This is a genomic window from Zestomonas insulae (assembly GCF_016901015.1).
GTDB classification, from domain to species: Bacteria; Pseudomonadota; Gammaproteobacteria; order Pseudomonadales; family Pseudomonadaceae; genus Aquipseudomonas; species Aquipseudomonas insulae.
This window is the reverse complement of the sequence record NZ_JAFEUP010000006.1, coordinates 356,988-377,980: the sequence shown is the minus strand read 5'-3', so window position 1 is coordinate 377,980 and position 20,993 is coordinate 356,988. Positions and strand designations below refer to the sequence as shown.

Annotated in this window: 16 protein-coding genes and 1 other RNA gene; 5 read left to right on the top strand and 12 right to left on the bottom strand. The window is 68.3% G+C overall.

Annotated features, from left to right (window positions below):
* Position 1 precedes the first annotated feature (1 nt).
* The gene (locus JQX08_RS20180; protein WP_205350216.1) at positions 2–2,812 is read left to right on the top strand and encodes an FAD-binding and (Fe-S)-binding domain-containing protein; all 2,811 of its coding nucleotides are present in this window, start codon (positions 2–4) and stop codon (positions 2,810–2,812) included.
* 182 nt (positions 2,813–2,994) lie between these two features.
* Positions 2,995–3,267, top strand: coding sequence for a hypothetical protein (locus tag JQX08_RS20175; protein ID WP_205350215.1), 273 nt, complete (start codon positions 2,995–2,997; stop codon positions 3,265–3,267).
* A gap of 41 nt (positions 3,268–3,308) precedes the next feature.
* Here the strand turns inward: JQX08_RS20175 and JQX08_RS20170 are convergent, their stop codons facing one another.
* Positions 3,309–6,203: an ATP-binding protein gene (locus JQX08_RS20170; protein ID WP_205350214.1), complete on the bottom strand. Its 2,895-nt coding sequence runs from the start codon at positions 6,201–6,203 to the stop codon at positions 3,309–3,311.
* A gap of 225 nt (positions 6,204–6,428) precedes the next feature.
* On the opposite strand from JQX08_RS20170, the gene ssrA reads away from it, so the two are divergent.
* Positions 6,429–6,786: a transfer-messenger RNA gene (gene ssrA, locus JQX08_RS20165) on the top strand.
* 223 nt (positions 6,787–7,009) lie between these two features.
* Here the strand turns inward: ssrA and rlmE are convergent.
* Positions 7,010–7,630 (bottom strand): 23S rRNA (uridine(2552)-2'-O)-methyltransferase RlmE, encoded by a 621-nt coding sequence (gene rlmE, locus JQX08_RS20160; RefSeq protein WP_205350213.1) that lies wholly within the window; start codon positions 7,628–7,630, stop codon positions 7,010–7,012.
* Between the two features lie 241 nt (positions 7,631–7,871).
* On the opposite strand from rlmE, the gene JQX08_RS20155 reads away from it, so the two are divergent.
* Positions 7,872–9,491, top strand: a complete 1,620-nt coding sequence (locus JQX08_RS20155) for an NAD(P)/FAD-dependent oxidoreductase (protein WP_205350212.1) — start codon at positions 7,872–7,874, stop codon at positions 9,489–9,491.
* Between the two features lie 11 nt (positions 9,492–9,502).
* On the top strand, positions 9,503–10,234 hold the full coding sequence (locus JQX08_RS20150) for a TrmH family RNA methyltransferase (protein ID WP_205350211.1): 732 nt from the start codon (positions 9,503–9,505) through the stop codon (positions 10,232–10,234).
* A gap of 4 nt (positions 10,235–10,238) precedes the next feature.
* Here the strand turns inward: JQX08_RS20150 and JQX08_RS20145 are convergent, their stop codons facing one another.
* From JQX08_RS20145 to JQX08_RS20100, 10 genes are read right to left on the bottom strand one after another with little or no spacing between them, the layout of a single operon-like run.
* Positions 10,239–10,670, bottom strand: a complete 432-nt coding sequence (locus JQX08_RS20145; RefSeq protein ID WP_205350210.1) for a PaaI family thioesterase — start codon at positions 10,668–10,670, stop codon at positions 10,239–10,241.
* Positions 10,670–12,226: a long-chain-fatty-acid--CoA ligase gene (locus tag JQX08_RS20140; protein WP_205350209.1), complete on the bottom strand. Its 1,557-nt coding sequence runs from the start codon at positions 12,224–12,226 to the stop codon at positions 10,670–10,672. The genes JQX08_RS20145 and JQX08_RS20140 overlap by 1 nt, the downstream gene beginning before the upstream one ends.
* A gap of 33 nt (positions 12,227–12,259) precedes the next feature.
* Positions 12,260–13,984, bottom strand: coding sequence for a long-chain-fatty-acid--CoA ligase (locus tag JQX08_RS20135; RefSeq protein ID WP_205350208.1), 1,725 nt, complete (start codon positions 13,982–13,984; stop codon positions 12,260–12,262).
* A 30-nt stretch (positions 13,985–14,014) separates the two neighbouring features.
* Positions 14,015–15,247: an acyl-CoA dehydrogenase family protein gene (locus JQX08_RS20130; RefSeq protein ID WP_205350207.1), complete on the bottom strand. Its 1,233-nt coding sequence runs from the start codon at positions 15,245–15,247 to the stop codon at positions 14,015–14,017.
* 47 nt (positions 15,248–15,294) lie between these two features.
* Positions 15,295–16,449: an acyl-CoA dehydrogenase family protein gene (locus JQX08_RS20125; protein WP_205350206.1), complete on the bottom strand. Its 1,155-nt coding sequence runs from the start codon at positions 16,447–16,449 to the stop codon at positions 15,295–15,297.
* A 25-nt stretch (positions 16,450–16,474) separates the two neighbouring features.
* Positions 16,475–17,278: an enoyl-CoA hydratase/isomerase family protein gene (locus JQX08_RS20120; RefSeq protein ID WP_205350205.1), complete on the bottom strand. Its 804-nt coding sequence runs from the start codon at positions 17,276–17,278 to the stop codon at positions 16,475–16,477.
* 15 nt (positions 17,279–17,293) lie between these two features.
* Positions 17,294–18,040 (bottom strand): SDR family oxidoreductase, encoded by a 747-nt coding sequence (locus JQX08_RS20115; RefSeq protein WP_205350204.1) that lies wholly within the window; start codon positions 18,038–18,040, stop codon positions 17,294–17,296.
* Between the two features lie 10 nt (positions 18,041–18,050).
* Positions 18,051–19,199 (bottom strand): thiolase family protein, encoded by a 1,149-nt coding sequence (locus JQX08_RS20110; RefSeq protein WP_205350203.1) that lies wholly within the window; start codon positions 19,197–19,199, stop codon positions 18,051–18,053.
* A complete protein-coding gene (locus JQX08_RS20105) occupies positions 19,196–19,585 on the bottom strand; it encodes a Zn-ribbon domain-containing OB-fold protein (RefSeq protein ID WP_205350202.1) in 390 nt (129 codons plus the stop codon). The genes JQX08_RS20110 and JQX08_RS20105 overlap by 4 nt, the downstream gene beginning before the upstream one ends.
* A gap of 38 nt (positions 19,586–19,623) precedes the next feature.
* Positions 19,624–20,823 (bottom strand): acetyl-CoA C-acetyltransferase, encoded by a 1,200-nt coding sequence (locus tag JQX08_RS20100; RefSeq protein ID WP_205350201.1) that lies wholly within the window; start codon positions 20,821–20,823, stop codon positions 19,624–19,626.
* Positions 20,824–20,993 lie beyond the last annotated feature (170 nt).

The following is a 20,993-nucleotide window of genomic DNA, read 5'->3' as shown; positions in this document are numbered from 1 at the left end:
CATGAGCTTGCCCACCGCCTTCCTGACCGCCGTCGAACGGCTGATCCCGCACGAGCGGCGCTTCGACGACCCGCTGTCGACCCTGGCCTTCGGCACCGACGCCAGCTTCTACCGGCTGATTCCCCAGCTGGTGGTACGCGTCGAGAGCGAAGCCGAGGTGGTCGCCCTGCTGCAGCTCGCGCAGGCCAAGCGCGTGCCGGTGACCTTCCGCGCCGCCGGCACCAGCCTGTCCGGCCAGGCGCTCAGCGACTCGGTGCTGATCGTCCTCGGCGACCAGTGGAACGGCCGCGAAATCCGCGCCGACGGTGCACAGATCCGCCTGCAACCGGGGGTGATTGGCGCCCAGGCCAACGCCTGGCTGGCGCCATTCGGCCGCAAGATCGGCCCCGACCCGGCGTCGATCAACGCCTGCAAGATCGGCGGCATCGTCGCTAACAACGCCAGCGGCATGTGCTGCGGCACTGCGCAGAACAGCTACCAGACGCTCGCTGGCATCCGCCTGGTGCTGGCCGATGGCAGCGTGCTGGATACCGAGGACGCGGCCAGCGTCGCCGCGTTCGAGCAGCGCCACGCCGCGCTGCTCGCACAACTTGCCGAACTCGGTCGCGAAACCCGCGCCAACCCCGAGCTGGCGGCGAAAATTCGCCACAAGTACCGGCTGAAGAACACCACCGGCTTGTCGCTCAACGCGCTGGTCGACTACGACCGGCCGCTGGACATCCTCAGCCACCTGATGGTCGGCTCGGAGGGCATCCTCGGCTTCATCAGCGCGGTGACCTACCACACCGTGCCCGACCATCCGCACAAGGCCAGCGCGCTGATCGTCTTCCCCACGGTGGAAAGCTGCTGCCAGGCGGTGCCGCTGCTCAAGCGTCAGCCGGTGTCGGCGGTCGAGCTGCTCGACCGCCGCAGCCTGCGCTCGGTGGAGAACATGGCCGGCATGCCGGCCTGGGTGAAGGACCTCTCCGGTCAGGCCTGCGCGCTGCTGATCGAATCGCGCGCCGCCACACAGAGCCTGCTGGACGAGCAGCTGGCGCAGATCAGCGCCTCCATCGCGCACTTTCCGGTGGAGAAGCAGGTCGATTTCAGCACCGATCCGGTCGTCTACAACCAGCTGTGGCGGATTCGCAAGGACACCTTCCCGGCAGTCGGCGCGGTGCGCGAGACCGGCACCACGGTGATCATCGAGGACGTGACCTTCCCGGTCGAACAGCTGGCCGCCGGGGTCAACCGCCTGCTCGGCCTGTTCGACAAGCACGGTTACGCCGAGGCGATCATTTTCGGCCACGCCCTGGAGGGCAACCTGCACTTCGTGTTCACCCAGGGCTTCGAGGCGCCGGAACAGGTGGCGCGCTACTCGGCGTTCATGGACGACGTCGCGCAACTGGTGGCGGTGGAGTTCGGCGGCTCGCTGAAGGCCGAGCATGGCACCGGGCGCAACATGGCGCCCTTTGTCGAACTGGAGTGGGGCAGCGACGCCTACCAGCTGATGTGGCGGATCAAGACCCTGCTCGACCCGGCCGGCATCCTCAACCCGGACGTGCAGCTCAGCCGCGATGCGCAGATTCACCTCAAGCACCTCAAGCCGCTGCCGGCCGCCGACGCGCTCGTCGACAAGTGCATCGAGTGCGGCTTCTGCGAGCCCGTCTGCCCGTCCAAAGGACTGACCCTCAGCCCGCGCCAGCGCATCGTGATCTGGCGCGACATTCAGGCCAAACGCCGCGCCGGCGAAGACACCCGACAACTGGAGCGCGACTACCAGTACCAGGGCCTCGACACCTGCGCGGCCACCGGCCTGTGCGCGCAGCGCTGCCCGGTGAACATCAACACCGGCGACCTGGTGCGCCAGCTGCGCGCCCAGGCCGCCACTCACCAGCAGACCGCCAGCTGGCTGGCCGGGCACTTCCACACCGCCCTGCAGGGCACCCGCGCTGCGCTGCACGCGGCCAACGGCGCGCGCCTGCTGCTCGGCGCGCCGCGCCTGGCGAAGACCTCCGCGGCGCTGCACAAGCTCAGCGCCGGCCGCGTGCCGCAATGGTCGCCGGCCATGCCGCAGCCGCTGAGCCTCGGCCCGCAGCCGGCGGCGGTTATCGACGCCCGGCCGCGGGTGGTCTACCTGGCGGCCTGCGTGTCTCGCGCCATGGGCCCGGCGGCCGGCGACGCCGAGCAGGTGCCACTGTTCACCAAGACCCGCCAGTTGCTGGAAAAGGCTGGCTTCCAGGTGGTGTTCCCCGACGACCAGGACAGCCTGTGCTGCGGCCAGCCGTTCGCCTCCAAGGGCTATCCCGAGCAGGCGGATAGCAAGAAGCAGGAGCTGATCGCCGCACTGCTGAAAGCCAGCCGCGGTGGCCTCGACCCGATCTATTGCGACACCAGCCCGTGCACCCTGCGCCTGCTGCAGGACGGCCTCGACTCGCGCCTGAACCTGCACGACCCGGTGAAGTTCATCCGCGAGCAGTTGCTCGAGCGCCTGGAATTCACCCCGGAAGACACGCCGGTGGCGGTGCACGTGACCTGCAGCACCCAGCACCTCGGCGAGGCGCAGGGGCTGATCGACATCGTGCGGCGCTGCACCACCCAGCTGGTGATCCCTGAAGGCATCCACTGCTGTGGCTTCGCCGGCGACAAGGGCTTCACCACCCCGGAGCTCAACGACCACGCGCTGCGCTCGCTGAAGGACGCGGTGCAGCACTGCACCGAAGGCATCTCCACCAGCCGCACCTGCGAGATCGGCCTGTCCAGCCACAGCGGCATTGACTACCACGGTCTGGTCTACCTGGTGGACCGGGTCACCCGCCCCCGGCAACTCTGATTACTCTCCTCTGCCCCGCACCATGCGGGGCTTTTTTTGCCCGCGGCGTGCCAATGCCGGCGGCACTTGGCCATAAAAAACACTGAACCTCGGCAATCCGGCGCCAGTCCATCGTTGTACCCGGCTGCGGTCGCCGAGCCTTGTCCGCTCGGGCGCCCGAACCGTCACCAGAGGACTTCCCCATGAAACGCTTCGTGATCTTGCTCACCGCCTCGCTGCTCGCCGCACCGGCGTTCGCCGACGAACTGTGCACCACCAACCTGCAGAAGCTCGACGACGCCCTGGCGACCAAAACCCCCATCGGGCAAACCGGCACCAAACAGGCCGAAGAGCTGAAAGCCAAGGCCGAACAAGCCAAGGCCGCCGGCGACGAGAAAGGCTGCGTGAGCCACAGCACCCAGGCCCTGCAGCTGCTGGAAAGCGGCGCGAAGGGCGGTGAAGGTGGCGGCAGCTAAGTGCCGCGCCGTACTAACGTCGCCCCGGCGGCGGACCGCCGCTAAGGGCCGACGCTCTCGCGCTTGAGCAGTGCCACTACCTGGCTGCGCAGCTCCTGCAGGTCGAGCGGCTTGCTCAGGCAGCCGTTGGCGCCAAGCCGCTCGGCCTCGGCCAGGCTATCCGGGTCGGCCGCCGCGCTGACCACCAGCACCGGCAGATCGCGGCTGCGCACGCTGCGCCGCACGCTTTCCAGCACCTCCAGGCCATGCCCGTCGGGCAGGTCGAGGTCGAGGATTAGCAGGTCCGGCAGTTGCTCGGCGAGGTGCGCCAGCGCGCGTTGCACCGAGACCACGCCCTGCACCTCAGCGACCTCGCGCAGGCCCTGCTGGATCAGTTTGAGGCAGGCCGGATGATCCTCGACGCACAGCACGCGCAAGCGCGCCGGCTCGTGCGCCGGCGCCTGGCCCGGGGCCGCGGCCCCCGGCAGGTCAATCCAGAAGCGGCTGCCGAGCCCCGGCTCGCTGCGCAGGCCAATCTCGCCATCCATCAGCTCGGCCAGCTCGCGGCATAGCACCAGGCCGATACCAGCCCCCGGCGTGGTGGAGTTCTCCCAGCCGAGGCGCTGGAACGGCTGGAACAGCTGCGTCTGTTGCTCGGCACTCAGCCCGGCGCCGCTATCCTCGACCCACAAGCGCACGCAGCCGGGGCGCACCTCATAGCCGAGGCTGACCAGGCCGTAGGCGCTGTTGTACTTGAGCGCGTTGGACAGCAGGTTGAGCAACACCTGGCGCAGCCGGCGCGCGTCGCCGAGCACGTAGAGCGGCGGCTCGACGCTCATCACCTGCAACTGCTGGCCGCGCTGCTGCACCTCCGGCTGGACCAGCTCGGCGCAGCCGGCGAGCAGCGCGCCGACTTCGATCGGCTGCAACTGCAACTGCTGGCGGCGGCTTTCGATGCTCGACAGGTCGAGGATGTCGTCGACCAGCGAGGTCAGATGGCGGCTGGCGTTGAGGATTTCCCGCGAATAGCCGAGCACCGGCTGGGTCTCGCCCTGCTCCTCGGCCTCCAGCTCGATCAGCTGGGCGAAGCCGTGGATGGCGTTGAGCGGCGTGCGCAGCTCGTGGCTCATGCTCGACAGGAAGCGGCTCTTCGCCTGACTGGCGCTCTGCGCCTCGACGCTGGTGCGCCGCAGTTCCTCCTGCACGCGCTTGAGGCGGGTGATGTCGACGTGCGTGCCGGCGACGCGCAGCGCCATGCCGTCGGCGTCGCGCTCCAGCACCTGGCCGCGGCTGAGCAGCCAGGCGTACTGGCCCTGGGCGTCGGCGAAGCGGTACTCGGCGTCGAAGCTGTTCTCGCTCTCGCGGCACAGCAGGCGCAGACGGCGCACCCGGTCGCGGTCGTCGGGGTGCACGCGCAGGTTGTACTCGGCCAGCGGCACTTGGTCGTAGGGCAGGCCGAAGCGGCGGATGAAGCGCTCACCGAGCTTGAAGGTCAGGCGCTGGCTATCCATCTCCCAGAGGCTTTCGGTGGTGCTCTCGAGGATCAATTCGAGCTTGCGCTGCGCGTGCTGGCGCTGCGTCTCGCTGGCCTGCAGCTGCGCACCGGCCTGCACCACCGCGGCGCCCATGCTGGCGACCTCGACGATGCTGCTGCTCGGCGCCGGCGGCCGGTAATCACCACGCCCCAGGCGCTGCAGCATGCCGGCGATACCCTGCAGCGGCGCAGCCAGCGCGTCGCTCAGGCGCCGCGAACGGCGCCACATCCAGGCGAAGAACAACACATAGAACGACAGCAGCCCGGCGATCAGCAGGTAGCCGATCTGCCGGTAGTGCTCGGCCAGGCGGTTGGTCTGCTGGAAGATGTTCGCCTCGTCGACCACCAGCAGCAGGCGCCAGCCGGTCTGCGGAATCTCACTCCAGGCCACCAATTGTTTGCGGCCGCCGAGCAGCACCTCGTGCACATCGCTGGGCGTCGACTCCATCGCCTGCAGCAGCGGCTGCAGCTCGGCACGCTGACCGAGATTGAAGTCCGCCGGCTTGTGCTGCTCGCGCTGCACCGCCTCGCGGTAGGCGTACTGGGTCAGTTCGCTGAGGCCAAAGTCGCGCTCGCCGGCGGCCGGCAGCGCCATGATGCTGTTGTCGCGGCCGACCAGCATCGCGTAGCCCTGCCACGGCACCTGCAGGCGACCGATCTCGGCGAGCATGTTGCCGATGGTGATGTCCAGGCCGACCACCCCGTCGAGGAAGTCGCCGCGGTACACCGGAGCGATCGCCGACATCATCCAGCCCAGCCCGGCGGGGTCGAGGTAGACATCGGTCCAGGCCACCTGGCGGCGCGGGTTGTGCTCGGCGTCGGCGAGGTAATAGAAGTTGTAGTTGGGGATCACCATGTCGTGCGGGTAGCGCGCCGGCGTGGCGAAGTACGGGTAGATGCGGTTGTAGCTGTCCCAGCTGTTGAAATACACCGCGGCCACCAGCGGCGTGGCGGTCTGGATCGAGCGCATCAGCGGGTCGACGTGCATCAGGCGCAGCGCCTTGGCGCGGTCCTGCCGGGCCGGCGGCGTGCTGTTGGCGTAGAAGGAGGCGGCGCGACCATCGTCGCTGCGGCTGTAGAACACGCCGTCGGCGGTCTGCGCATGACGCTGGCGCTCCAGCGCGTCGGGGACCAGGCGGGTGTCGTGCAGCACGCGGCCCACTTCGTCGCGGAAGATGCGCACCTGCGCCTCGATGCCCTGCAGGCGGCTGTCGATCACCTGCCCTTCACGGCGCACGGCGCCGGCCAGATCCTGCACCGCGCTCTGCTGCAGGTGCTCGAGCTGGGTGTCGCGAATCGACGCGTTGGTGAACAGGTACACCGCAATCAGCACGGACTCCACCAGCACCAGCGGAATCAACGCACTGCGCAGAAAGGCTTGCCAGATCCAGCGACGCAACGGCTTGAGCGGTGCTGATGGCATGTCGATACTCCTTTAAATCGACGTCCGGAAAGCATGGCGAAACCGCCACGCGGGGCAGCTCCCTCGCCACCCGGCCGCCATTCTAAGAGGCTAAAGGCGATCCTGCGAATCGGCGGGACGCACGGTGCTTGAGCCGCGCGTCGCCCTCGGCCACACAGGCGGCGGTCGACGCCCCGCCCCCTTTGCCGTACACTGCAAGTCCCCCTGTGCTCGCACAGAGGTTTTGGGGCCGATTAGGATTCGACGCCGGTAGCAAAACTTGAGGGGCATGCCGAGTAGGTGACAGTTCTCGTAAATCCGCTGCCACAACTTTATAGTTGCCAACGACGACAACTACGCTCTAGCCGCCTAAGTGCCGCTAGCTGACCCTAGGGGATGCCTGTAAACCCGACGATTAGGTCAGTCAGATAGAACAGGATCGCCGCCAAGCTCGCTGCAGGTGTAACGGCTAAAACTTATGCAGCTCGCTCCAAGCGCCCTGCCACTCGGGCCGCGCGGAGTTAACTCAGTAGAGATGGCTAAGCATGTAGAACCGATAGCGGAGAGCTGGCGGACGGGGGTTCAAATCCCCCCGGCTCCACCAAATCAAGCCCCTGAAAATCCAAAGAATTTTCAGGGGCTTTTTCTTTGGGTGTCGAAAACGTCGTGAAGCACAGCTAGCAGACCCCGAACCAATGGCAGGTGCGGCGCACCTATCTCTGCAGACGCCCAGAAAAGCAAAACCCCGCTCTGCGCGGGGTTTCGATGCCCTTACTCACGATTGCGATTTCGCGTCCGACCGATCGCCCTTGAGCGACGCTGCCGCCTTAGCCCTTGAAGCCTTTACCAACCAGATAAACCTCCCGCGAGCGCGGTCGCGAGGCTTCTGGTTTGCGGATCACCACCTTCTCGAAGGAGGTGCGCACGTCCTTGAGGAACTCGTCGGAGCCTTCGCCCTGGAAGACTTTCACCGCGTAGTTGCCGCCGGGCTTGAGCACCTGGCGCACCATGTCGAGGGTGAGTTCGACCAGATACATCGAGGCGGCCTGGTCGGCGGCCGCGACGCCGCTGATGTTGGGGGCGATGTCGGAGACGATCAGGTCGGCCTGCCGGCCGCCGAGCTTGTCGAGCAGCTGCTGGAACACCGCGTCGTCCGTGAAGTCGCCCTGAATGAAGTCGACGTTGTCCAGCGGGTCCATCGGCAGGATGTCGGTGGCGATCACCCGGCCCTTCTCGCCCACCAGCTTGCCGGCCACCTGCGACCAGCCGCCCGGCGCCGAGCCCAGGTCCATGATCAGCATGCCGGGGCGGATCAAGCGGTCCTTCTCGTTCAGCTCGATCAGCTTGTAGCTGGAGCGCGAGCGCAGGCCGTCCTTCTGCGCCCGTTTAACGTAGGGATCGTTGACGTGTTCGTTCAGCCAGCGGCTGCTGCTTTTGGATCGTTTCATGAGAGAGCCAGGGAAAATCAAAGTGAGGAGCGGGTCAACGGCGCGAACAGAAGCACGCTGTTGGGCGCAAAATGGCGGCAATTATATGCTGATAATGCTGCGCAGGTTGCATCCACCGGGCAGGCGCCTCCGGCAGCACCCGTCCGGCCGCGCCTGACAGGGGTGAGTGGCGACGGGTACAATTCGCGTCTTACCCCCTCTTCTGCTTCCTTTGCCGGAGTCACCGGCCAGGATTATCGCCATGATTCGCATCAACGAACTGTCCCTGCCCCTCGATCATTCCGCCGATGAACTGCGCGCGGCCATCGTCCAACGCCTGAACATCAGCGACGCCGAGCTGCTGAACTTCACCGTGTTCAAGCGCAGCTACGATGCGCGCAAGAAGAACAGCATCATTCTGTTCATCTACATCATCGATCTCGAGGTCCGCGAAGAGGCGGCGATCCTGGCGCGCCTGGCCGATGACCACAACGTACGGCCCGCTCCGGACACCCATTACTATCCGGTCGGACAGGCGCCGGCCGATCTGACCGAGCGCCCGCTGGTGGTGGGTTTCGGCCCCTGCGGCCTGTTCGCCGCGCTGCTGCTCGCGCAGATGGGCTTCAAGCCCATCGTGCTGGAGCGCGGCAAGGATGTGCGCAGCCGTACCAAGGACACCTGGGCTCTGTGGCGCAAGAAGGTCCTGACCCCGGAATCCAACGTGCAGTTCGGCGAGGGCGGTGCCGGCCTGTTCTCCGACGGCAAGCTGTACAGCCAGATCAAGGACCCCAAGTTCTACGCCCGCAAGGTGATGCACGAGTTCGTTCGCGCCGGCGCGCCGGACGAGATCATGTACGTCAGCAAGCCGCACATCGGTACCTTCCGCCTTACCGGCGTGGTCGCCGCGATGCGCGAGGAGATCATCGCCCTCGGCGGCGAGGTGCGTTTCGAGAGCAAGGTCACCGACCTGCTGATCGACGACGGCCAGCTTGAAGGCGTGGTGCTCGCCAGTGGCGAAACCCTGCGCAGCCGCCATGTGGTGCTGGCGCTCGGCCACAGCTCGCGCGATACCTTCCGCATGCTGCATCGCCAGGGCGTGTTCATCGAGGCCAAGCCGTTTGCCGTGGGTTTCCGCATCGAGCACCCGCAAGGCCTGATCGACAAGGCGCGCCTGGGCAAGTACGCCGGCCATCCGGAGCTCGGCGCCGCCGACTACAAGCTGGTGCACCACGCCAAGAACGGCCGCGCCGTGTACAGCTTCTGCATGTGCCCGGGCGGCACCGTGGTGGCCGCCACGTCCGAGCCGGGGCGTGTGGTGACCAACGGCATGAGCCAGTACTCGCGTAACGAACGCAATGCGAATGCCGGCATCGTGGTCGGCATCAATCCGGAGCAGGATTTCCCCGGCGGCCCGCTGGCCGGCGTCGAGTTCCAGGAGCGCCTGGAATCCCGCGCCTACGAGCTGGGCGGCAGCGATTACTGCGCGCCTGCACAACTGGTCGGCGACTTCATTCGCGGCAAGCCGTCGAGCGAGTTTGGCGAGGTGGAACCCTCCTACAAGCCCGGCGTGCGCCTCGGCGACCTGGCGCCGTCGCTGCCGGAATACGCGATCGAGGCGATCCGCGAGGCGCTGCCGGCCTTCGGCAAGCAGATCCGCGGTTTCGATCGCGATGACGCGGTGCTCACCGGCATCGAGACCCGCACCTCCTCGCCGGTACGCATCACCCGCGACCACGACTCCCTGCAGAGCCTCAACCTGAAAGGCCTGTACCCGGCCGGTGAAGGCGCCGGTTATGCCGGCGGTATCCTCTCGGCGGGCGTGGATGGCATCAAGGTCGCCGAAGCGGTGGCCAAATCGCTGCTGTCCGAACCGAGCCACTGAGCGCCGCCGCGATGAAATTCGACGACATCAAGAAACTCCAGCAGAAGAAGTACCGCGCCGAGTTCGGGCATTTTCTGGTGGAAGGCGAGCACCTGATTTTGGAACTGCAGAAGGCGGCCGTGCACAACCCGCAGCTGCAGCGCAGCGAGCTGTACGTCACCAGCGCCCACGAGCACTGGCAGAGCCCGTTCAAGACCCATGTGATCAGCGACCGGCAGATGGCGCAGATCGCCGACACCCAGACCCCGCAGGGCATCATCGCGCTGGTGCCGATGCCGGCGAGCGCCACGCCGGCGGCCGTGCCCGCTGCGCATGAGCGCGCCATCTACCTGCACGAAATCCAGGACCCGGGCAATCTCGGCACCATCCTGCGCACCCTGGCCTGGTTCGGCAATTTCCGCTGCCTGCTCAGCCCCGGCAGCGTCGATCCGTACAACCCGAAAGTGGTGCGTTCCAGCATGGGTGCGATCTTCCATGCGCCGCTGGAGCTGGATGTGCCGCTGGACTCGCTGCGCAGCCGCTTCACGCGCATCGCCTGCCTGGATATGCACGGCGAGCGCGTGCAGTCCGCCAGCTTCAAGAGTTTCGACTGCTACCTGTTTGGCAACGAGGCGCGCGGTGTACCCCGCGAGCAACTGCTCGCGCTCAACGCGGAGCCGTTCACCATTGCCGGCTGCGGCGCCATCGAATCGCTGAACCTGGCGACGACGGTCAACATGTGCGCCTACGAACTGAACCGCTAGCGGTTCAGGCGGGCGGCACTTGCCCCTGCCAGACGGTGAATACCGCGCTGGCGCGCAGCACCGGGCGCTCGCCGACCTTGAGCAGGCAGCTGGCATTCACGAAGCTGCGCCCGACCTTCAGCACCTCGACATGCGCCTCCAGCCAGTCGCCTTCGCGCGCCGCGGCCAGGTAGTCGACGGTCAAGCTGACGGTGATCGGCGGCACCGGGGTGCCCAGCGCACGCTTGAGCACCAGGCCGAAGGCGGTGTCGGCCACGGTGGCGAGGAAGCCGCCGTGGACGATGCGCACCGAGTTGAGGTGGTCGGCGACTATCCGCACCGCGACCAGCGGCAGCTCGTCGTGGAAGTGGAAGCCGCCGCAGTAGCGCACGAAACCGGGCGGTGCCTGCAGCGCGGAGAAACCGGCTGGCACCTGTGCCATTGCGCTCGCGCTCATCAGTTCACCCCCCGTGCCTTGCCGGCCCAGAACGGTTCGCGCAGCTCGCGCTTGAGGATCTTGCCGGCGCCGCTGAGCGGCAGTGCCGCGCGGAACTCCACGCTCTTCGGGCATTTGTAGCCGGCGACGAATTCACGGCAGTGCGCGCGCACCTCGTCCTCGCCGAGCGCCACGCCGGGCTTGGGTACCACCACCGCGTGCACCGCCTCACCCCACTGCTCGTGCGGCACGCCGACCACCGCACACATGGCCACCGCCGGGTGGCGGGCGATGGCGTTCTCCACCTCGGCCGAATAGATGTTCTCGCCGCCGCTGACGATCATGTCCTTGAGGCGGTCGACGATGTACAGGTAGCCCGCCTCGTCCATGTAGGCACCGTCGCCGGTGCGCAGCCAGCCGCCGCGCAACGCCTTGGTAGTCTCCTCCGGCTTGTTCCAGTAGCCCTGCATGATGTTCGGCCCGCGCACGATGATCTCGCCGACCGTGCCGCGCGGCACTTCCGCACCCTGCTCGTCGACGATGCGCACCAGCACGCCGAAACCGCCACGGCCGACCGAACGGCTCAGGCCACTGCGGCGCGCCTCCGCCGTATGGTTTTCCGGCGGGTTGCTGGAGACGATCGGGCAGGCCTCGGTGAGGCCATAGGAGTGCGACAGCTGCAGCTCCGGCAAGGCGCCCAGCAGCTGCTCGACCATCTCCCCGGCGGTCGGCGAGGCGCCATAGGTCAGGCGCTTGAGGCTGCCGAGGTCGCGCTTGGCGAAGTCCGGATGGACGAGCAAGGCCTGGATCATGGTCGGCACCAAAATCGAGTCGCTGACCCGCTCCGCCTCGATGGTGGCGAGCAGCTGCGCCGGCTCGAAACTCGGCAGCAGGACGAACGAGCCGCCGCAGATGAAGCCGGAGACCACCCGCGCCAGCGCGGCGACGTGGAACAGCGGCATGACGATCAGGTCGCGGTTGTCGGCGTTCTGCGGAATCTCCGCCATGCGCTGGATGCATGCCGACCAGAGGTTCATGTGGCTCTGCATCACGCCCTTGGGGAAGCCGGTGGTGCCGCCGGTGTACATCACGCAGGCGAGGTCGTCGCCGCCGCGCCCGGCATCGGCGATCGGCGCGTGCTCGGCGATCAGTTGCTCGTGGCAGAGCATGCCGGCCGGCGCCTGGCCGTCGCCGGCGTAGATGAACAGCGGCGCGCGCTTGGCGCTGGCGCGGATGCCCTCGACCAGCGGCAGGAAGTGGTCGTCGACGAACAGGATGCCGGTGGCGCAGTCGTCCAGCGAATACACCACTTCCGGCACCGCCCAGCGGATGTTCACCGGATTGAGCACGCCGCCGCCCCACCAGGTCGCATGCATGTACTCGAGGTAGCGATCGGAGTTCAGCGCCAGCATGCCGACCCGGTCGCCGGGGGCCATGCCGAGCTGCTGCAGGGCGCCAGCCAGGCGGGCGACCCGCTCGCCGAACTCGCGGAAGGTGCGCCGGCGCTCGCCGCAGAGGGTCACGAGGCGCTCAGGGGTCTGTTGCAGCGCGCGCTGCAGGCCTTGGGTCAGGTACATGCGGGGACTCTCTTGTTATCGGTGGCGCGCCGTTCAGGCGCGTTTGGCCAGTTCGGCTTCCTGCAGCTCGCGCCAGGCAATCTTGCCGGTGGCGTTCTTCGGCAGGCTGTCGACGATCTCCATCAGGCGTGGCGTCTTGTAGGTCGCCATGTTGGCGCGGCACCAGGCGAGTAGACTGTCGGTGGTCTCTGCGGCGCCGGCGCGCAGGGTTACCACCGCCTTGACCGTCTCGCCGCGGTGCTGGTCCGGCACGGCGATCACGCAGGCCTCGAGAATCGCCGGATGCGCGCCGAGCATGGCCTCGATCTCCGCCGGCCAGACCTTGAACCCCGAGGCGTTGATCATCCGCTTGAGCCGATCACGCATGGTCACGTAGCCGTCCTCGCCGCAGCTGGCCAGGTCGCCGGTGCGCAGGAAGTGCTTGCCGTCGAGAACCACGAAGCTGTCCGCGTTGGCTTTCTCGTTGTTCCAGTAGCCGAGCATGACCTGCGCGGCATGCACGATGATCTCGCCGACCTCACCCGTGGCCACCGCCTCGAGGCTGTCCGGATCGACGATGCGCAGCTCCACGCCGTAGGTCGGGATGCCCAGGCAGCCGCGCCGCGGCGCGAAGTACGGGTTGGTGCAGAGGAACGAGGCGGTCTCGGTCATGCCGTAGCCTTCGATGTAGTCGAGGCCGTAGCGCTGCTTGAGCAGGTCGTTGATGTGCTGCGGCGTGGCGGCGCCGCCGCCGGTGATCAGCGCCAGGCTGGACAGGTCGCGCTGCTCGATGCCGGGCTGGGCGAAGAAATCCACCAGCATGGTCGGCAGCGCCGCCCAGAAGCTCACCGCGTAGCGCTCGATCAGCGCGGCGGCGTTCTCGCGGTCCCAGCGCGCCATCAGCACGATGCTGCTGCCGTTGAAGATCGCCGCGTTGACGTTGGTCTGCAGGCCGAGCAGGTGGAACAGCGGCGCCACGGCGAGGAACACCGAGGAGGCGTTGGTCGGTCGCCACAGGCTGGAACCGACGAACGAGGTCGACACCGTGCGGTGGCTGTGCACGCAGGCCTTGGGCTTTCCGGTGGTTCCCGAGGTGTAGGGCAGCATGCACAGGTCGTCCGGGCCGGCCTGGTGTGGCGCCGGCTGACGCTGTTCAGCCAGAGCGGTATTCCACAGCGCCACGCCGGGTTGCGCCAGCGCCAGGTTCGAGCGGGCACGCAGCCAGTCGGGAATATTCAGGCCGGCGTCATCGTCGCCCAGCGCGTCGCCATAGGCATGCACGATGACCTGCTGCAGGCAGGTGCTGCCGAGCAGCGGCGTGACCTGGTCGAGCAGTTCCTGGGCGACGAAGGCGGCGACCGCGCCGCTGTCGCTGACGATGTGCGCCAGCTCGTCCTGCAGCAGCATGGCGTTGGCCGGCACCAGCACCGCGTCGGCCCTCAGGATGGCGAAATAGGCGGCGATGAACTGCGGGCAGTTCTGGCTGAACACCACCACCCGGTCGCCGCGCTGCACGCCGCAGACCTGCTGCAGGTAACCGGCCATGTGCTCGACGTCGCGCAGCAGCTCGGCGTAGCTATAGCTGGCGCCGTAGAACTGGATCGCGGTCTTCTGCGGATAGCGCGCGGCGGCGACCGCCAGGTGCTGGAAGACGCTGGTTTCGGGCACGTCGACGTGGCGTGACGGCACCAGCGCGGCATGCGCCGGGTTGACGCGCAGGGTGCCGCGCGGTCGTTCGCACACATCGGCAGCGCTCGGATATGGATGAAAGTGGGCCACGAATGCCTCCTCGGCTCGCTCGAATCGGGTTTAGAACGCGGTGTCGCCGGCCAGCAGGCGCTTGGCGATGGTGCGCCGCTGAATTTCCGAGGTGCCGTCCGGGATGCGCATGGTGCGCGCGTAGCGGAAGCCCTCCTCCAGGCGCAGTTCGTTGGTCAGGCCCATGCCGCCATGCACCTGCATGCAGCGGTCCATGACCCGGCAGAGCATCTCGGTGGCCGCGGCCTTGATGATCGAGACTTCCTTGGTCGCCGGCTTGCCTGCGTCGAGCAGCCACGCGCAGTGCTGGATCATGGCTTTGCTGGCGTAGATGTCCATGGCGCACTCGGCGAGCATGGCCTGCACCATCTGGTGCTCGGCGATCGGCTGGCCGAAGGTCTTGCGCACCTTGGCGTACTCCAGCGCCTGGTCCAGCGCCCAGCGCGCCAGGCCCAGGCAGGCGGCGGCCATGCCGACGCGGCCGGCGTTGACCCCGTCCATCGCCACGGCCAGGCCGCGATCCACTTCACCGAGCACCTGGCTGTGCGGCACGCGCACGTTGTCCAGGCTGATGATGCCGATGTCGGCGCCCAGGTGGCCCATGGTCGGGATGGTGCTCGGCACCGAGAAACCGGGCGTGTCGGTGGCCAGGAAGAAACCGGTGATGCCGCCGCGCCCGGCACGCGCCAGGCTCTCGTCGGTGACCGCGAAGAGCATCGCGTAGTCGGCGTACGGCGCGTTGGTGATCCACTGCTTGCTGCCATTGAGCACCCAGTGGTCGCCGTCGCGCACCGCGCGGGTGCGCATGCCGAACACGTCGGAGCCGGCGTCCGGTTCGGACAGGCCGAAACACAGGGTCTTCTCGCCGCTGGCGATCTGCTCGCTGTAGCGCGCGAAGACTTCCGGGGCGAGGTGCTTGAGCACCGGGGTCAGGCCATTGGTGAACGGCGATGGCAGCACCACGGTCTGCACCAGGTGGCGGGTCGGGCCGACGTGGTGGTTGAGGCGCTCCTGGATGTACACCTGGGCCTGGGCGCCGAGCCCGCCGCCGCCCAGCGACTCGTCGCCGAGCGCGGTGTAGAAGCCGGCCTCGGCCGACTTCAGGCGCACCTGCTTGCGCAGCGCGTTGACCGCCGGGACGAAGCGGCCGTCCTCGCTGTAGGTGTGGCGCTCGTTGTGCAGCAGGGTCGCGTGCTGTTTTTCCAACGGCACGACTTCCTGCTCGATGAAGCGGATCAGCGCGTCGCCGAAGGCTTCGTATTCGGAGGGGACGGTGAAATCCATGACAAATCCTCAAATGCTCACGGCCGCGGACGGCCACGCGGGGCGGCTCAGCGGAAGGCGCTGACGCCGGTGATTTCGCGACCCTGGATCAGCGCCAGGATGCCGTTCATGCCGTCCGGCACCTGGAACATCCGCGCGTCGCGCCACATGCGTTCGATGCCGAGTTCCTGGGTGATGCCCATGCCGCCGTGGATGTCGATGGCCAGGTTGAGCGCGCGCTCGCAGGCCTGGGTGGCGTAGCGCTTGGCCATCGCCGAGGTGCCGTTGGCGCGCTGGCCGCGGTCCATGGCGTCGAGCGCCTGGTAGCAGAGCAGCCGCGAGGTGTGGATCAGGGTTTCCATGTCGGCCAGGTCCTTCTGCACCAGCTGGTGCGCGGCCAGCGGCTTGCCGAACTGTTCGCGGACACGGCTGTACTCGACGCACAGCTCGAAGGCGCGCTGCGCCAGGTGCACGCACATCAGGCCGATCAGCGGACGGTTGCCGTTCCAGCCGACGGTGAGGGTCTTGGCCGCGTCGCCGGCCTCGCCGATCAGGTGGCTGCGCGGAATGCGCGTCTCCTCGAACAGCACTTCGCTGAGGTGGCCCTGCTGCAGGCCGCTGACCGCAATCTCGCGGACCTCGACCTCGGACTGGCTGCGGTCGACCAGCGCGCGCTGGGCGATCGGCCGGCCGCGCTCGTCGCTGCCGAGCGTGCAGGAGACGTTGAGCACGTCGCACACCGAGGCGTTGGTGATCCAGATCTTGCGCCCGCTGATGTAGGCGGCGTCGCCGTCGATGCGGATGCGGGTCTTCACCGCGTTGGAGTCGGAGCCGGCGTTGACCTCGGAGTTGGCGGTGCAGGCGATCTTGCGCCCGGCGATCAGGTCCGGCAGGTATTGCTGGGCGATCGCCTCCGGGCAGCCGGAATAGATGCGCGCCACGGTGCCTTCGTGGGAGATCAGCGACAGCGCGACGATGGCCGGCAGCCGTTCGAGGATCAGCCCGTAGTCGAGCATCTTCAGCCCGCCGCCGCCGACTTCCACCGGCAGGCGCGGCGCGGTGATGCCGAGGTCGGCCAGCGCCGCGTAGATCTCCAGCATCGCCGCCTTGGGCAGCGGTTTATCCAGCGGATGCCGGTTCAGCACCGGATCGATGCGGTCGCGGACCATGCGCTGGGCCGCGTCGATCATCATTTCCTGGGATTCGTTGGGGGCAAAGTTCATCGTCGGTCTCTCGAAAGCAGGGGCGTCAGGCGCCGGTGTACTTGGCCGGGCGCTTCTCGGCGAAGGCCTGGCGGCCCTCGATGCGGTCGGCGCTGTCGCGTAGCAGGCCCCAGTGCAGGTTGGCCTGGGCGGTGAAGTCGCGCGGCGCCAGGTGACTGGTCTCCACCGCCAGCTTCTTGATCGCCTGCACCGCCAGCGGGCCGTTGGCGGCGATCCGCTCGGCGATCTCCAGGGCGCTGCGCAGCAGCGCGTCGGCGGGCACCAGATCACTGATCAGGCCGAGGCGCAGCGCCTCGTCGGCGCCGATGCGATCGCCGGTCAGCGCCAGCTTCATGGCATGCGCGGCGGGAATCGCGCGCAGCAGGTACTGCACGCCGCCGACCGCCGGGATGCTCGCCACCTTGGCTTCCGGCAGGCCGAACGAGGCGCTCGGCACGGCGATGCGCAGGTCGCACTGCAGCGCCAGCTCCAGGCCGCCGCCCAGGCAGTAGCCGTTGATCGCGGCGATCATCGGTTTCCAGATTTGCAGGTCGCTGAGGTCGATCAGCCGCGTGTAGCCGCCCTCTTCCGCCTCGGCCTCGAGGCTCTTCAGCGCGCCGCCGATGAAGCCGCTGGCCGGTGGCAGGGTGGCCTTGAGGTTGGCGCCGGTGCAGAACGCCTTGTCGCCGGCGCCGGTGAGCACGATGACGCGCACCTGCTCGTCGTCCTGGCAGGCGCGCAGCGCCTTGCGCAGGTGCTGCAGGTCGCCGACGGTCAGCGCGTTGAGCGATTCGGGGGCGTCGAGGGTAATCACCGCGACGCGTTCCCTGATCTGGAGCTGGATAGCCATGCGGAACTCCTGCGCTTACACGCTGGGACTGGACAGCGAGCGGCCGCCGCACACGTAGAGCGTCTGGCCGGTGATGTAGGAGGATTTCGGGCTGGCGAACAGCAACACCGCCTGGGCGATGTCCTCGGGCAAGCCGAGGCGGCCGACCGGGATGGTGGCCATGATCTTGGCGCGCTGTTCGGTGGACAGCGGGGAGAGGATCGGCGTGTCGATGGCGCCCGGCGCGACGGCGTTGGCGGTGATGCCGTGCTTGGCCAGTTCGATGGCCAGCGAACGGGTCAGGCTGACCACGCCGCCCTTGGCCGCCGAGTAGTTGGCCTGGCCGAAGGCGCCCAGCCAGGCGCGCGAGGAGATGTTGACGATGCGCCCGAAGCCCTGGGCGATCATCCCCGGCACCACGGCCTTGGCGCAGAGGAACTGCGACTTGAGGTTGACGTCGAGGACCAGGTCCCAGTCGGCTTCGCTGAGGTTGACCAGGCGCTTGTCGCGGGTCAGGCCGGCGTTGTTGACCAGCAGGTCGGGGCTCTTCCAGCACGCGCTGACCTCGGCGACGGCGGCATTCACCTGCTCGCTGGAGGTGACGTCGACCGTCACGCCCATCAGCCGCTCGGCGTGCACGCCGGCCAGCTTGATCTGGGCGTCCATGGCCGCGGCGTTGAGGTCGAACATGGCGACCCGATAGCCCTCGCGCAGCAGCGCTTGGGTGAGGCCCAGGCCGATGCCCTGGGCACCGCCGGTGACGATGGCAACTTGTTGGTTCATGTGGGACTCCTCAGACACCCAGAATGTGAACGGCCGAGGCCGCGTGATCGACGCCGGCGATGCCGCCGCCGGTGCATTGGGTCAGCGCCAGCTCGGCGCCGTGGGCCTGGCGCTCGCCGGCACGGTCCTGCAGCTGCCAGACCGCCTCGACCATCTGCGCCACGCCGGTGGCGCCGAGCGGATGGCCCTTGGCGAGCAGGCCGCCGGACGGGTTGACCACCACGCGCCCGCCGAAGGTGGTGGCGCCGCTCTGCAGCAGGGCGTGGGCTTCGCCGCGACCGCACAGGCCGAGGGCGTGGTAGTAGATGAGTTCGGCGATCGAGAAGGCGTCGTGCAGCTCGACCACGTCGAGGTCGGCCGGGCTCACCCCGGCTTCCCGGTAGGCCAGCTGGGCGGCGCGCGCGGTGATCTCGGCGGCGAGGATGTCGTCGTCGGTGCCGGCTTCGGCACGCCCGGACTGGATCACCGAGGCGAGCACGCGCACCGGTTTGGCCTGGCTCGGCGCCTTGGTGGTGAGCACCAGCGCGGCGGCGCCGTCGACCGCCGAGGGGCAGCACTGCAGCAGGGTCAGCGGGTCGAAGACCATGCGCGAGTTCATCACCTCGTCGAGGCTCACTTCCGTGCGGCTCTGCGCATAGGGGTTGAGCGCGCCGTGGCGACGGTTCTTCACCGCCACCTCGCCGAGCACTTCGGCGCCGACGCCGAACTCGTGCAGGTAACGGGTGCCGCGCATCGCGTAGATGGCCGGCAGGGCCATGCCGGCACGGGCATACAGCTCGGTCATGTAGTCGTTGCGCTGCAGCGGGATGGTGCCGCCGCCCAGCGCAGTGAGCTTCTCCACGCCGAACACCACCACGGTGTCGTAAATGCCGGCCTGCAGCGCGTGACAAGCCAGGTGCACGCCGGTGGCGCCGCTGGCGCAGGCGTTCTCGACGTTGTAGATCGGCAGGCCGGAGAGGCCGAGGTCACGCAGCAGCACCTGGCCGAGGACCATGCCGCCGAACACGTTCGCGGCGTAGAAGGCCTGCACCGCGCCGAGCTCGGCGCCGGCATCGGCCACGGCGCCGAGCACCGCGGTCTGGGTCAGGTCCTGCATCGAGGCGGCATGCCGGCCGAACGGGGTCATCGCCACACCGGCGATGTAGATGGGCTTGCTCATGCGGCGTGCTCCGGGCGGAAGACGTAGATCGGGCCGCTGTCGGTTTCGGCGAGGCACAGCTGCAGCGCGTCGCCGATCGCCGGACGGCGCTTCTGCGGGTAGTCCAGGCGGGCGAACACCCGCACGCCCTCGGCGAAGTCGGCCAGGCCCAGCGCCTGCGGCGGCTTGCCGGCCTTGGGGCTGGCATGCACCACGGTGAAGCTGTACAGCCGTGGCGTGGAAGTCAGCTCGACCAGCTCGCAGCCCTCGGCCAGCGGCGAAGTCGGCGGCAGGGGCGGGAAATGCAGGCCGGCGTGGCCGCTACGGCGGTGCGCCAGCAGTACGGTGCGGCCGTCGCGCTCGCGCCAGGGGCGCTCGGCGACGGTGGGAGTGATCTCGTGGCTCATGGGATTTCCTTGTGAGGGAGTCAAACGCGCTCTGCTCTTCAAACACGCTCAAAGACAGCGGCCAGGCCCTGGCCGCCGCCGATGCACATGGTTTCCAGGCCATAGCGAGAATTGCGGCGCTGCATCTCGTGGAGCAGCGAGGTGAGGATGCGCAGCCCGGTGGCGCCGATCGGATGGCCGAGCGAGATGCCCGAGCCGTTGACGTTGACCCGCGGGTCGTCCTCCAGCTGCCACTCGCGCAGCACCGCCAGCACCTGGCCGGCGAACGCCTCGTTGACCTCAATCAGGTCCATGTCGGCCAGCGACAGGCCGAGGCGCGGCAGCAGCTTGGCCACCGCCGGCACCGGGCCGATGCCCATGCGCAGCGGGTGGCAGCCGGCCGAGGCCCAGCCGACCAGGCGCGCCATCGGGCGCAGCGCGTGTCGGTGGAGGAAGCGCTCGGAGACCACCAGACAACCGGCCGCCGCGTCGTTCTGCTGGCTGGCGCTGCCGGCGGTGACCGTGCCGCCCGGAATGATCGCCGGCAGCTTGGCCAGCGACTCATAGCTGGCGTCCGCACGGATGCCCTCGTCGCGGCTGACCCGCACTGCCGGCCCCTTGCGCTGCGCCACCTCGATGGGCAGCACTTCCGCATCGAAGCGCCCTTCGGCCCAGGCGCTGGCGGCTTTCTGGTGGCTGGCCAGCGCCCAGCGGTCGCACTGCTCGCGGCTGATGCCGTAGTCGCGCACCAGGTTCTCGGCGGTTTCCACCGCGCCGCCCGGGCAGTCGCCGTAGACGCTGACCGGCTGCGAATTGACCCGGCCGCGGTCGAGACGGTCGTGGAATTTCACGTCACCGAGGCGCGCGCCCCAGCGCAGGTCGGTGCTGTAGTACTCGATGTTGCTCATGCTCTCCACGCCGGCCACCAGCAGGCAGTCGGCGGCGCCGGTCTGCACCTGCATGGCCGCGTCGATCACCGCCTGCAGGCCCGAGCCGCAGCGGCGGTCGACCGTATAGCCGGCCACCGCGTCCGGCAGGCCGGCCAGCGACGCGGCATAGCGGCCCATGCACGGCGCCTCGCTGGACTGGTAGGACTGCGCGACGATCACTTCGTCGACCCGCTCAGCGGGCACCCCGGTGCGGCGCAGCACCTCGTTGAGGATGCGCGCGGCGAGCTGCGCCGCCGGCACGGCGGCGAGGCCGCCACCGAACTTGCCGATCGGGGTACGCACGGGGGACAGGAGGTAGGCGTGGGACATGGTTGGCTCTGTCGGTCGATCCACGGATGCGCCGCGCGGGAAGTCGCCCGGCGGCCGTTGCTGGCCAGTAGAGCAACGGCCCGCCACCCGACCGCCACCCGCAACGGGTGGCAGGGTTTGCGTAACCGGGGGCCACTGGCGTTAAGCTGAAAGCACGCCGGGATGGCTAC